This window comes from Ureibacillus sp. FSL K6-0165, assembly GCF_038004285.1.
Taxonomy (GTDB): Bacteria; Bacillota; Bacilli; order Bacillales_A; family Planococcaceae; genus Ureibacillus; species Ureibacillus thermosphaericus.
The window spans coordinates 1,038,351-1,052,564 of the sequence record NZ_JBBOQS010000001.1; the positions used below are offsets into that span (position 1 = coordinate 1,038,351).

The following is a 14,214-nucleotide window of genomic DNA, read 5'->3' on the forward strand; positions in this document are numbered from 1 at the left end:
TTGGAAAAGCGCGTTTCTGAAAATCAATGAAACGGGCTTTTCCTATATCCTTTATTCATTTAAAAAATCATTTGCAAACCGATAATAAATTTTCGGTGAACCGTCTTCTTTTATTTCGATTCGATCAACCAAACGGTGAAGCATCTCAGGGGTTAATTTATTGAAATTTATATATTCTTTTAATTCATTTTTTAGTTTTTTCATATTCTTTCGTTCCCGTTTGGATTGATCTTTAGATTTTTCTAGCTTCAGTTTATCGGACATCAAATCATTAATTTTTTTATTGATTTCTTCAATTGTTAAGCGGTATTCTTCAATATCAATACTGTTATCTGCAAGCAATGAGGTTAACTGCACTTTCTGCTTTTTGAGCTTTTCAATATTTTGCTCAACTTGGCTTAAACGGTTTGTATTATTTTTTGTATCAGATTCTAGCTGCTTTATCACTCGGTCGATAAGGCCATCCAGATCCATCTGTTGCGCAATACTCTTTATATCATTCAGGATTATTTCTTCTAACTCTGTTTCTTTAATAAAATGGTCAGAACATGCTTTGCTGCCATGTTTGTTAAAGTTTCCGCATACATATCCTTTACGGTTCTTTTTAAAATGCATCCCCCGGCCACAATCTGCACAGAAAATTGTATTCGTAAAAAGATGAACCTCTGCTTGAGGACGAATTCTACTTCTTGAGATGATTAACTCCTGTACTGTATTAAACATTTCAATAGAAATAAGTGGCTCATGTGCATTTTCAATAATTACATATTCTGACTCAGGTAGAGGTTGTCGTTTGTCAGTAACTGAAGGTTTAGTATCCCGGCATTGTACCAATGTGCCGGTGTAATGCGGATTTGTTAATATAACCTTAATTGTTGAACCGTGCCATTTATCACTTGCGTTGGATTTACCTTTAAGCTGTGCTGGTGTCGGGATGGATTCATTGTATAATTGCCGAGCGATTGCATCAAATCCTTTTCCCTGTAGATACATATTGAATATACGTTTGACCACTTCAGGTGTATAATCATTTCGTACATATAGCTTTTTATCTTTTAAATAATATCCGTACGGCGGCTCTGATCCGTTAAATTCTCCTTCTTTGGCTTTTGCTCTAAATGTTTGTTTAAGACGATTGCTTGTTTTTTGTGATTCCTGTTCGTATATCCACGCATATAAACCGAATTTGTCCAGATCACCGTTCAAAGTATCAATTGCCCCATCCAGCGTTTTTAAGTGGACTTTGTGCTTATTTAAAATTTCCCGTAATTGATACGCCAGCGGTACATTACGAGCAAGCCGAGATAATTCTTTTGCTAAAATTAGATTAAATTTACCTTCTTTAGCATCGTTAATCAACTGATTCAGACCTTTGCGGTTAGTGCGTGTCCCAGTTTCTACTTCTTCGTAGATATCGTATATTTCCCAATTATTCTCTTCACACATGCGTGTGAATATTTTTTTCTGCGTATCTAAAGAAGATTTTTGCTCTTCTTTTGCGGTAGATACACGAACGAGAATGGCAGCTTTTAAATTTTTTGAACACCGTGTTTCAATGGATGAATTTTCGTTAGTCTTCTGTTTGTTCAAATTATTTGCAAATACCAATCTCATGATTTATCACCTTTATAATCATGAGATGCAGTGGTGTCATTATTAACATATACGCTTTTTAAGGCATCGTCAATTTGGTTTTTAAATAGCTCAGTTAAAATGTATTCTAGTTTAACTTCATTTAGATAAATTCTTTCAACTTTCATTGCTGTCGTAGCTTCCATTTAGTTTTTTAAATATTGGTGGCTAGACGTTTCAGCCGGCTTACTAATCTAGCTGAAATATGATACTTTCGGATTCTTAATATTTTAATAGGGATAAAAAAGTTTAAATTTTCTGATATATAAAAAGAGAATTAGTGACATTCTTAAAATAATAACTGTAGTGAAAGGAATTTGACGCAATAATTATAGAGATAAGCTAACAGATACTAACCAAAAATACTCTTCTACCATTAAAATTCCCAACAACAGCGTAATTTCATTTTGGAAATCGTTCTTGAGGAAATATTTTTCTTTTTGTGTATTTGAAAAAATCGAGTAGGAGGGAGTGATTAGCTCCCGTCCTCTCACACCACCGTACGTACGGTTCCGTATACGGCGGTTCAATTAAGATCATTGACGCAAGTTTTCATAACTTCCGTGAATAGCTTGTCTTCTTATGCCAGTGGTCACTCCACCCTCCAAGAGGTCTCCCACGGGATTCACCGCTTCCTTCCTCAAGTGAGGTACTACGTTTTCTGTGTTCATCATGACTCACTGAATGCCAAGGGCTATTCTCTCTTAATTGTTCGGTCCTTCTTAGTAGTTCTAAACCAACTAATACTATGACCTCTGCTGACTTCTGACGGTTCAGCTACTTATCACTAAGTAGGTTATGAAGCGTACTTCACCTATCCGCCAGACCTCCCCGGGTAAGTACATGCACTTTCACACCATCTATCCGCCTCATTTACTCGATATGACCTTCGACAGAAAGAGCTTTGTTTTGTTGTAGAAATGATAATTTAAATTTGTACACAAATGCTTGAATAATAATGTACAAAATTGATTTTAGATTACATACTAATCTTGAGGTGATTAGTATGTACATATCGATAAATGTCGAAACTGATTTTAAGATTAAGAGTCTTGAAGACTTACCAAAATTAAAACAACTAATGGAGCATTTGAAGATGAAAATTAATAAAAGTCAATTAGCTAGAGATTTAGGTGTAGATCGAAGAACCATTGATAAATATTTAAATGGATTTATTCCTAAACGTACACGAAAGAAGCCCTCCAAAATTGATGAATACTATGAAATCATCGCTGCACTACTTTCGGAAGATGCTAAGCAAAAGTTTTATTATCGTCGTGTGCTATGGCAGTATTTAAAGGATAATCATGGACTGGATTGTGCAGCATCGACGTTCCGAGCGTATATTGCGAAAACGCCCGAATTTAATGCTTACTTTGAAGAGGATAAACGAATTCCTTCTCCTAAAGGCACAGCACGTTTTGAAACGCCTATAGGAAAACAAGCACAATTGGATTGGAAAGAGAGTATTCCTTTTGAAACAAAGGATGGTCAGAACGTTGAAATCAATGTTGCAGTACTGATTCTATCTCATTCACGTTTCAGAACCTTCCTAATGAGTATTTCTAAGTCACAAAGTGTCCTGTTTTCCTTCTTAACAGAAACATTCGAAGCTCTTGGAGGGGTGCCAGCTGAAATCATCACGGATAATATGAAAACCATTATGGATGAGGCAAGAACAGAACATTCCCCAGGAAGAGTAAATGCCAAGTTTGCACAATTCGCTAAGGATTTTGGTTTTGAGGTGAAGCCATGCATTGCTGGACGTCCAAGGACAAAAGGAAAAGTGGAAACCACAATGAAAATATTAGATGAAATTCATGCTTATCAAGGTCAGTTGACCTTGGAAGAATTACATCAATTTGTGCAAGATTTATCTCATCGAGTAAACCATGAGGTCCACCAAGGAACTGGAAAAATTCCTGCGATAGAATTCAAAAAAGAAAGGAATCACCTACTCCAGTTACCAACTGAGAAAGTAAGAGATTCCTATCGGATCAAACATACGCTTGTAAAAGTAAATGCATCCAACATGATTTCCTACAAATCAAACCAATACTCGGTACCAGCACAGTACCAAGGAAAGAAAGTAGGCTTACAAGTGTATGATAATTAATTATGGATTTATTATAACACGGAACTGATTGCGCAACACCCAATAAGTAATAAGAAATTAAATTATCAGGAAGCACATTATCAAGAAGCCTTGGGCGTTTCCATGCCGAATTATCCGGATATTGATGAACTAGCGAAACGGAATTTAGCAACGATTGGAGAAGTGTATAAATAATGAATCCTACAACAAACTATCAACAACTCATACAAAACTTAGATTATTTGAAGCTCAAGCAAATGTCCTTACATTTAAATGAAGTCTTAGACTTCAGCGTTAACCATCAATTGTCACTGGTAGATACGCTAGTGAAACTGACGAATTACGAAATTGATGTACGTGAACAAAATATGATTCAATCGATGGTGAAGGTTGCGGCTTTTCCGCATTTGAAAGAAATAAAGGATTTTGATTTTAGTTTTCAACCGTCAATAAATCAAAAACAAATTTTAGATTTTCTAACACTTCGATTTATTGAAGCAAATGAAAACATAGTTTTTCTAGGGCCAAGTGGCGTAGGAAAAACACATTTAGCCACTTCCATTGGGATTGAGGCAGCGAAGAAACGTACAAGCACTTATTTCATTAAGTGCCATGACTTAATTCAAAATCTGAAGAAAGCACGTTTAGAAAATCGGTTAGAGAGTAGATTAAAACACTATACAAAATATAAACTCTTAATTATCGATGAGATCGGTTATTTACCGATTGATGCCGAGGACGCAAAGCTTTTCTTCCAACTCATCGATATGCGTTATGAGAAGCGTAGTACGATTCTTACAACGAATGTGAATTTTAAAGCATGGGATGAAATCTTTCAAGAACCCAAGCTGGCCAATGCGATTTTAGACCGCATTTTACACCACGCAACCGTTGTCACTATCGTTGGAGATTCTTATCGATTAAAGGATCATTTAGAGAAAGAAAACGAGTGATTTTGTACATCCTTAAACAAGCAAAAGTGTACATATTTGTGTTGACATTTATAGAAAATGGTGAAGAGACAAAAAATATACACCCTTCTGGGTGTTTTTTAATGTTGTGTAGGCATCATGATATTATGTGAAGGTGTTATGATGAATGGACTGATCATATATTCATGGTGCCTTATTAAGTATTCATGAATTTTTTCATGAATCTTGCTAAATATGTTTATGTAATCCTCTAGGTGATCCATGAAGTTTTCATCCTCTACTATATAGGCCCACATTTTTCTATTGTTTGTAGCTACCATTCGAAATTCAGCTATGATAGTTTTCTTTAATACCTTTTTATCTTTGTAGATTACCTTAAAGACTTTATCTTCAGGTATTTTTGTTTTGACGATTTCTATTACCTCTACTCCATTCACCTTCATGACTATTCACCCCCCCTTTTTTATTTCCATTTATTTCTACATATTTTTTGCAACTCCTTTTTTGTATGGTATTTTTGACATAATTTCCGGCTTATTAGAAGTTTATATCAAACAATTGGAAGATTGAGGATGATTAAACACCTTTAGTAAACTCCTTAAAGTTTCTAAATAATACTCTAGAATTTTTGAATGAACCCTATATAAGGGGTTTTTTTATAAAAAAATTCCGAGGGGGAGTAACATTTATCAAGCCTTCGGCTACTAACGTTTTGCGCCCCACCCCCTTCGGGTATAGAAGATGTAATGAGTGTTAAACTTTTATACAAATACAGAATGATTTTCCAACAAATATGAAACGTTTCGACAGTTCTTTTTCATAACTTAATCGTATTACTTTATGTTAATTTTTTATCTTAATTTATATAGAAGGGGAAATAGGTTTTTATAATTGTTGATTGGAAATTAAGGTAAGAAAAAGAAAATTATTAACTTTTAGTATTTTAATCACAAAAATATGTAAATTATTTAGTAAAATAGTTTATAAATGGATTATGATTTTGTGAGGGATAGAAATGAAGAGTACTGTTGACTTTACACTAGATTATTTATTTGAATTACACGATTTCCAACCAAATGAAGGGCAAAAAGAAGCTATTTTATCAGTAGATGGTCCTTTATTCCTAATGGCTGGACCAGGATCTGGAAAAACTCGTGTGCTTTTATGGCGTACAGTCAATTTAATCGTCTTTCATGGTGTTCAACCAGAAAAAATCTTTTTATCTACGTTTACTGAAAAAGCGGCTAAACAATTACAAGATGGACTTCAAGCAATTTTGGGAACTGTTACTAATCTCACAGGTAAACCGTATGATATATCTAAAATGTATGTAGGCACAATCCATTCTCTTTGCCAAAGAATTATTGGTGACCGTAGATTTATTCAAGACCGTTCCAGAATGAAAGTTCCGTCACTGTTAGATGAATTAGATCAATATTTCTTTATAAACTCTTCTATGTTTTGGGAAAAGGTGCGGGAAATACTTCATATTGAAGATGATGAAGAGTTTAGGACAGAGCTTAAACAATATTTTGAGAACCGAGGAAGTTCAAAACATGAATCGGCACAATCATTAATTGGTATTTTTAATCGCTTCTCCGAGGAAAATCTTTCATCTGAAACGATAAAAGAACAGGCACAGGAATTAGGAGATACTACACTATACAAAATAGCGAATTTGTATCAATGGTATAAGGAAGAACTCTTTGCCAAAAATCAAGTAGATTTCTCTTTGTTACAACAAAAGGCATTAGACGTTTTAAAGATGAGTGAGCACACAATTTATGAATTTGAACACATTATCATTGACGAGTTTCAGGACACAAACCGTATTCAGGAACAACTGATATTTCGTTTAGCTAAAGGATTTAAGAATGTGTGTGTTGTTGGGGATGATGACCAAGCGTTGTACCGTTTTCGTGGTGCAACTGTAGAAAATTTTGTTCAATTCCCAGAACGTTGTAACTTATATCTACAACGAAGTCCAAAGGAAATTGAACTAAACATTAACTATCGATCACGAAAGCAAATTGTAAATACATATACTAGTTTTATAGATAAAGTGGATTGGGTTCGTGAAGATGGAAAGGGCTATTACCGTCTACATAATAAGAATATCAAGCCTCATAATCGGGATGAAGATGTGGCAGTTGTTACATCAACTCCCTCATCATACGAAAGTGTAGCTAAAGAAATTGCACAGTTTGTGAAAAGGTTAATTGATGAGCAAAAGGTGGAGGACCCAAATCAAATCGCTTTTTTATTTCCTGCACTAAAAAATAATACAAAAGCTAGAACAATGAAACGTGCTCTCGAAAACTTAGGACTAAAAGTGTATGCACCTCGTGCAGGTAGATTTCTAGATTCGGATGAAGCGAAAGCAATGTTTGGTTTATTTCTTCAAATCTTAGGAAAACCAGAAGAATATGAGTATGGCGGGGCTTATCTTGAATACCACAATTGGTTAAGAGTAGCAATGGATGTTGCTAAGGCATTAATGGAAGAAGATGAGCGTTTAGCAACATTTGTAAAAGCGAAGAAAGAAGAATTAAAGACATGCTCGGATGACTATATAAGACTCCTTGAGACGGTCAATAGTAACGGATGGACTTTAAAAGACTCTTACCATCCTCAAGAGCATAAAAGGAAACTGTTAGAGACTCCAGGTATTTCGCAAAAGACAAAAAAGGGTCTTGGAACTCAAATGTTAGATAAGATTGCAGAGGAAATGATAAAGGAAGGTAAGCCGTTCTCACTAAACTACATTTTAAATCGCTCAACTTCTGTAGACTGGAGCATTCTTGACCTGTTCTATCGGCTTTGTGGATTTTCATATTTCTCACATATGTTCAAACTTGCAGAAGCAGGAGAAGATGAAGGTCCAATCTGTAACCTTTCTATGATCTCAGATTATTTAGCACGCTACATGGAGCAAACTCGCTCAGTCATTACTGGGGCATCTTTAATTGAAGGGAAACTAATTGCAGATTTTTTTGGTAGATATGTATATGGATTATTCCGTTTAGGAGAATCAGAGTATGAAAATGATGAAAACCCATTTCCAAAGGGACGTATACCGTTTTTAACCATTCACCAGAGTAAAGGGCTTGAATTCCCGTATGTTGTATTGGGAGCACCTGAAAAAAATATGCGAATCCAAAAAAACGAAGTAATTATAAGAAAAATTGTTAACGAAGATTCCGAACCATTATATAGAATCCCAGAGTTTGACGCTATGCGATTATTTTATGTTGCATTATCTCGGGCAGAGAAAATGTTAATTATTGCAAACCCAATAGGACGTGGAACGAGAACCCATCATGCTTTTAAAGAACTGTTTGAAGAAAAAAATTTTAAGATTGTTTCGCAAGTTGATATTTCCCAATTACCTGAAGTCAAGGCAAAGACTGATGAAATCCCTAAACTATACTCTTACACAGGGGATTACCTACTTTATCAGATTTGCCCACGGAACTATATGGTATTTAAGAAATACAAATTTGTGCCTTCTCGAAGCCAAACCATGTTCTTTGGTAATTTAGTTCACAAAACGATCGAAGACATCCATAATAAAATTATTGCTATAAAAGAGAGGGGATAACTCTTGGTGAAAGATGAGGAAATGTTAAAATTTATAGAAGAAGCATTTGAGGAGAATTATGAGCTATTACGTCTGGAAGGGGGGCACTCGTTATCCCCTTTCGTAAAAAATTTAGCTTTAAGGCAAGTAAAGCTCTACTGGAAGAAGCTAAAATCATTAGCAGAGAATGTTTCTGAAACAGAAGTAAAATTAACATTGCCTTTACAAAAAACACCAAAAGGAAGAACTTATACAATACAAGGAGTGGTTGATGTTGTCAAAGAATGCGACAAAACTAATCTTTATGATATAAAAACTCATGATGTAGACTTTGTCCGTTGTCACAAAGATGATTACGAAGGGCAGTTAAATATCTATGCACATATTTGGCAAACCATTAAGGGACAAACGTTAGATGGGACATCTATCATTGCTACAGGACAAACTGAGGAATTAATAAGAGCATTCCAATCAGGAAATCCAAAGAGAATTGAAAAAGCATTGGAGGAATGGATACCTGAGGTACCAATTGAATTTAGTCCTGAAAAAGTAGAAAGAATAATAGAATCTTTTGGTGAAGTAGTGGACATGATTGAAGAAGATAAATTCACTCCTCCTCCTGTTACTAAATTAACATCTAAAGTGAGAGATAATAAGCTCTTTGTTGATCACGTTTGTCGGAACTGTGACGTTCGTTTTTCTTGCAATTCGTATAAAGAATATGCATTAACATCAATGAGGGCGAGAAAAAACTTTTTATCGTACTACGATGATTATGGTACAGAACATGAAAGAGCAGAAATATTGGATGCAAACTTAGAAGAAGAAGATGAGGTGTAGAAAGTGTCATTTGAAGAATTAACAAGACCAAAAAGAATGATGGATGAAGAACGAATTCAGAAACTAAAGGAGCTATTTCCAGAAGCATTTGCTGATGGAAAATTAAATATAGAAATATTACAAGAAGAAATCAACGGTATTGACGAAGAATTAATTGAAAGTAACACGGATGAATTTTATGGGCTTCAATGGGTAGGTAAAAAAGAAGCCCGTCGACTTGCTTTTTTACCCCCACAAGGAACTCTTAAATTTGTCGAGGGTGAAGGGGTTAATGAGGACAAAACGAAGAATATTGTGATTGAGGGAGATAACCTTGAGGTTTTAAGGATTTTACAGAAAAGTTATGCAGGTCGTATAAAAATGATTTATATTGATCCCCCTTACAATACAGGAAATGATTTTATTTATAAAGATGATTTTAGGGAACCATTAGAAAAATACTTATATAGGTCTGGACAGTTAGATGAAGAAGGATTATTAACGAGTAACCCAAAGTCCAGTGGAAGATTTCATGCTAATTGGCTAAGTATGATGTATCCTAGATTAAAATTAGCACGAAATTTATTAAGAAATGATGGAATAATATGTGTTTCTATTTCTGATATAGAAGAAGCCAATTTAAGAAAATTATTAGATGAAATATTTGGGGAAGAGAATTTTATTAACACAGTATCAGTGAAATCTAAAGTTAGTGCAGGTGCTTCTGGTGGTGGAGAAGATAAGAGATTAAAGAAAAACATTGAGTATATTCATATATATGCAAAAAACATTGATTATATTGATCCCTTAGCTAATTTATATCAAAACGTAAATCTTATGCATTTAATCAATGAAATGCGTGAAGAAGGACAAAGTTGGAAGTATACAAGTGTATTAGTTGGATATGGTGAAAGAGAAAAATTAACAACGATTGAAGATGGAGAGGGCAACCCGATTGACATCTACCTAAGAAAAGATGTTAAAAGGAAAACAGTTGCACAATTAATGAAGGAAGAGAATTTGTCTGAAGAGCAGGTTTATAAGAAGTATTTAGATAGGATATTTTCCGATACTAATGCTCAATCAAGTATAAGAACCCGAGTCATAGAAGCAGTTGGAAACTTACCAGAAGGGGCTATGTACGAAGTAGAATATACTCCGAGATCTGGAAAGATGAAAGGGAAAAAAGTAACCCATCATTATATTAGTAACACCGTTAGACGAGTTATTTGGTTAAAGGATGTCGCTGAGATAAAGGATGGGGTAATTTATAAGAAAGAACGTCTAAGTACATTATGGGAAGATATTGATTTTAATAATGTTGGAAAAGAGGGGGGCATTTCTTTCCCTAACGGTAAAAAACCAATTGAGTTAATAAAGCGTTGTATAAGCATTGATGATGATCCTGAAGGAATTATATTAGACTTTTTTGCAGGCTCTGGATCAACTGGTCATGCTGTGTTAGATTTAAATAGATTGACAGGGGGGAATAGAAAGTTTATTCTTGTCCAAATCCCTGAAAAAGCTAAAGAACATCAGTATGAAACAATAATAGAGATAACTAAAGAGCGTTTGAAAAGAAGTATACAAGAACTAAACGAACAAGATAATAATATTCAATCTGAGGATCGAGGATTTGCGTTTTATCGACTTAGTAAAACAAATCTTCGCAAATGGACTGGCACTGTAAGTGAAAACATCGAACAATTAGAAGCTAACTTAGACATGTTCGTAAACGCTCACTTTACAGATGGATGGACAGAAAAAGACGTAATCATTGAACTAATGCTAAATCAAGGTTTCCCACTTGATAGTTTAATCGAACAGTCAAAGGAGATTACAAACAATACAGTCTGGACAGTTAGACATGAAGATGTTCCGTTCAATATGCATATATGCTTAGATGAGTCATTGCATAAATCTACTGTTGACCATCTTGCAAGTATTTTCGACAAAGATGTATTCATCTGTTTGGATGATGCTTTGTCTAATGAAGAAAAAATTATTTTAAGTGAAACGATGAAAGTGAAAACAATTTGATGAGGGGAGGGGGAAAAGATGAAAAAGAAGCTCACATTCCAATTCGATCCGAATCAAAGTTATCAACTCGATGCGATTGCCAGTGTTGTTGACCTTTTTGAAGGAGTTCCATATCAAGAACAGCAAAATATGCTTCAAGGTACAACAGAAGATATAATTGGCAATTTTCCTCGAGATGAGAATTTAGATGAATTTCTCTTGTTGGATAATTTACGAATGGTTCAACAACGAAATAACGATGAGCAAAAAGGTAGTGAGTTGGAAATTAATGATGATTTATATGTAGATGATGGAATGGTCATGGAGGTTGCGGGACATGACTCTGTTCGTGTCCCACACTTTACTGTAGAAATGGAGACAGGTACTGGTAAGACATATGTTTATTTACGCACCATTCATGAGTTACATAAAAGATATGGGTTTACGAAATTTATCATTGTTGTTCCGAGTGTAGCCATCTTCCAAGGAGTTGTTAAATCAATTGAAGTGACGAAAAATCACTTTAGACAGTTATACGACAATAAAGTGATTTCCTATATTGATTACGATAGTAACAAAATTGGGGAAATCAAAACCTTTGCAACAAGTACAGATTTAACTGTATTAATTATGACAATTGATTCGTTTAATAAAGCATCTAACAACATCTACAAGCATACAGAAAAAATTCCAGGTGAATGGAAGCCATATCAGTATATACAGGCTACACGACCAATTTTAATTTTAGACGAAGCGCAAAACTTTGAATCGGAGAAGGCAAAGGAATCGCTTCGTACTCTAAAGCCTTTATTTGCGTTACGTTATTCGGCGACACATAGAGAAACACCAAATCTTGTATATAGGCTTACACCAATTGATGCATTTAAAAACAATCTTGTAAAGCAAATTCAAGTAATTGGTATTTCAGAACTCGATAATTTAAACGAAAAGGTCTTAAGACTTGTTGAAGTGACAAAGAAGCCAATCACCGCTGTAGTCAAGGCAATGGTTTTAGAGAATGGGGAATTAGTAGAAAAAGAAATTACTTTAAAACAGGATGATGACTTATTTGAAAAGACAAAGAATCGAGATTATGAGGGATTTATTGTTTCGGAAATTCGGTATGGTAAAAAGGGAGAAGAACAAATTGTTTCTTTCGAAAATGGTGTAACTTTAAGTGTAGTAGACTCTGTATTCTCAAAAGAAAGCATCTTTAGAGCAATGATCGAAAGAACAATAATTGAGCATATGGAAAGGCAAGAGGAGTTAAAAGAATTGGGAGTTAAAGTGCTTTCGTTGTTTTTCATTGACCGTGTAAAGAACTATGTCACTGAGGATGGAATAATTAAGCGTTTGTTTGATGAAGCTTTTGAAAAATTAAAGCATCGCTATGATTATTTCAAAAATTTCTCTGCAAGTGAAGTTCGTGAAGGATATTTTGCCAAGAAGAATCAAAATGACCCTGATGAAGAGGCGATTGATACTGAAGGAAAAAATAAGACTCAAAGAGAGATGGAAAAAAAAGCTTTTGAGCTGATTATGAAGAAAAAAGAGAGACTTCTATCTTTTGAAGAACCCGTAAGCTTTATATTTGCCCATTCAGCCTTAAAGGAGGGGTGGGACAATCCGAACGTGTTTCAAATTTGCACATTAAACCAAACTATCTCAACAATAAGAAAACGCCAAGAAATTGGACGAGGGTTACGACTTGCAGTGGATCAAACTGGAAAACGTGTCGAAAATCATGATATTAATGTTCTTACGGTCATCGCTAACGAAAGCTATGAAGCATTTGTTTCCGGATTGCAACAAGAGTATATTGACGATGGAACTGAAGCACCTCCTAAACCTAAAAAGCCTGAACAAGGTAAAGCAAAACGGAATGATCAATTATACAATACAAAAGAGTTTCGAGACTTTTGGAAAAAGCTGAATAAGCGAATGCGGTACACAGTGTCAATTGACACTGAAAAACTAATTGAAGAGTGTGTAGAACGATTAAATAATACAAAATTCCCAAATCCTCTGATAGAGATTTCAAAGGGAAGTTTTGTAATGGCGGATTATACAATTTCATTACTTGACGTTAGTAGTAATGATGAATTTGCTAAACTTCGTATTCAAATGGAAGATACGCAAGGTAATCATCTTGAAACCACTATAAAAGTTGGTGAAAAAGATGATTTGAGAAAAATCATAAAGGATGACCGTTTAAGAGGATTTAAGGTTTTACGGATTGGTCATCAGCATGGTGAGCCATATGTTAAGTTTGATAATGAGGTTGTTGTAAAGAAGTTTGAACCATATCGTTTTACAGCTGAAAAGGCTGTTAAAGTTCAAAAGCGGGTAATGGAAGCAGAAAAAAACACCTATCCAATCCCAGATTTTATTACTCGTGTAGCGGATGAAACAAACCTTACTAAGAAAACGGTTTTGGAAATTTTTAAGCGAATGAATCCGAAGCAGAAAGAGAACATCTTTTATAATCCAGAGGGATGGATTGCAGAATTCCTGTCACAAATACGCATAATATTAAGTGACCATATTGTTAGAAACATTGATTTTGAAATTATTGACGATAATGAGATTTACAATATTGAAGAATTGTTTCCACCAGTAGTGAAACAACCTCAAAGGGAATTAATAGAGGCGGGAAAAGCAGGACTATATGATAAAGTACAAGTTGATTCTGATGTTGAGCGAGGATTTATCAAGAACCAAGTAATTCCCGATGCTGAAGAAGATAACACACTGCTCTATTTTAAATTCCCTCCAAAATTCAAAATCCAATTGCCAAAAATTATAGGTAACTATAATCCAGATTGGGGCATTGTCCGCTGGTCCAAAGATGGGAATCTTAAATTAGAATTAGTGCGTGAAACCAAAGGGGGAGTAGATTTAGAAAGACTCCGCTTCCCGAAAGAAAAACGTAAAATCCTTTGTGCAGAAAAATATTTTAAGAAACTGGGCATTGACTATCGAGTTGTAACAGACACAACCTATGACTGGTACAAGGAAGAAGATAAGCAGCTAACTATGACAGATAAAACCGTCCTTTAATAAGGGCGGTTTATGTCTAATTTCATATGGTAGATAGCTATGATAGCATTTTTGAGAATAATGCAGAAATTATAAGG

The 14,214-nt window shown here is 34.7% G+C and carries 8 protein-coding genes and 1 pseudogene; 6 read left to right on the forward strand and 3 right to left on the reverse strand.

Annotated elements, in window-relative coordinates:
- Positions 1-51: 51 nt before the first annotated feature.
- Both NST00_RS05110 and NST00_RS05115 read right to left on the reverse strand, forming a co-directional pair.
- Entirely contained in the window at positions 52-1,614 is a 1,563-nt protein-coding gene (locus NST00_RS05110) for a recombinase family protein (RefSeq protein WP_340709695.1), read from the reverse strand.
- A gap of 554 nt (positions 1,615-2,168) precedes the next feature.
- Positions 2,169-2,306 (reverse strand): hypothetical protein, encoded by a 138-nt coding sequence (locus NST00_RS05115; protein WP_340709696.1) that lies wholly within the window; start codon positions 2,304-2,306, stop codon positions 2,169-2,171.
- A 332-nt stretch (positions 2,307-2,638) separates the two neighbouring features.
- Here NST00_RS05115 and istA point away from each other — a divergent pair.
- Positions 2,639-3,922, forward strand: a pseudogene (gene istA, locus NST00_RS05120) (IS21 family transposase).
- Positions 3,922-4,680 (forward strand): IS21-like element helper ATPase IstB, encoded by a 759-nt coding sequence (gene istB, locus NST00_RS05125; RefSeq protein WP_340709697.1) that lies wholly within the window; start codon positions 3,922-3,924, stop codon positions 4,678-4,680. Before istA ends, istB begins: the two are co-directional and overlap by 1 nt.
- Before the next feature lie 98 nt (positions 4,681-4,778).
- Here istB and NST00_RS05130 read toward each other — a convergent pair whose 3' ends face one another.
- Positions 4,779-5,102, reverse strand: coding sequence for a hypothetical protein (locus tag NST00_RS05130; RefSeq protein WP_340709698.1), 324 nt, complete (start codon positions 5,100-5,102; stop codon positions 4,779-4,781).
- 572 nt (positions 5,103-5,674) lie between these two features.
- On the opposite strand from NST00_RS05130, the gene NST00_RS05135 reads away from it, so the two are divergent.
- Genes NST00_RS05135 through NST00_RS05150 form a run of 4 tightly spaced genes read left to right on the forward strand, consistent with a single transcriptional unit; the run spans position 5,675 to position 14,137 of the window.
- On the forward strand, positions 5,675-8,260 hold the full coding sequence (locus NST00_RS05135; RefSeq protein WP_340709699.1) for an ATP-dependent helicase: 2,586 nt from the start codon (positions 5,675-5,677) through the stop codon (positions 8,258-8,260).
- A gap of 6 nt (positions 8,261-8,266) precedes the next feature.
- Positions 8,267-9,079, forward strand: coding sequence for a PD-(D/E)XK nuclease family protein (locus NST00_RS05140; RefSeq protein WP_340710155.1), 813 nt, complete (start codon positions 8,267-8,269; stop codon positions 9,077-9,079).
- 3 nt (positions 9,080-9,082) lie between these two features.
- Positions 9,083-11,098 carry a site-specific DNA-methyltransferase gene (locus NST00_RS05145; protein ID WP_340709700.1) on the forward strand — a complete coding sequence of 672 codons (2,016 nt, stop codon included), beginning with the start codon at positions 9,083-9,085 and terminating at the stop codon, positions 11,096-11,098.
- Between the two features lie 18 nt (positions 11,099-11,116).
- Positions 11,117-14,137 carry a restriction endonuclease gene (locus NST00_RS05150; RefSeq protein ID WP_340709701.1) on the forward strand — a complete coding sequence of 1,007 codons (3,021 nt, stop codon included), beginning with the start codon at positions 11,117-11,119 and terminating at the stop codon, positions 14,135-14,137.
- Positions 14,138-14,214 lie beyond the last annotated feature (77 nt).

Excerpts from the sequence above, each read along its gene's own strand:
- NST00_RS05135 (WP_340709699.1), top strand. The coding sequence starts at position 5,675 with ATGAAGAGTACTGTTGACTTTACACTAGATTATTTATTTGAATTACAC.
- NST00_RS05150 (WP_340709701.1), top strand. The coding sequence starts at position 11,117 with ATGAAAAAGAAGCTCACATTCCAATTCGATCCGAATCAAAGTTATCAA.
- NST00_RS05130 (WP_340709698.1), bottom strand. The coding sequence starts at position 5,102 with ATGAAGGTGAATGGAGTAGAGGTAATAGAAATCGTCAAAACAAAAATA.
- istB (WP_340709697.1), top strand. The coding sequence starts at position 3,922 with ATGAATCCTACAACAAACTATCAACAACTCATACAAAACTTAGATTAT.
- NST00_RS05115 (WP_340709696.1), bottom strand. The coding sequence starts at position 2,306 with ATGATGAACACAGAAAACGTAGTACCTCACTTGAGGAAGGAAGCGGTG.
- NST00_RS05110 (WP_340709695.1), bottom strand. The coding sequence starts at position 1,614 with ATGAGATTGGTATTTGCAAATAATTTGAACAAACAGAAGACTAACGAA.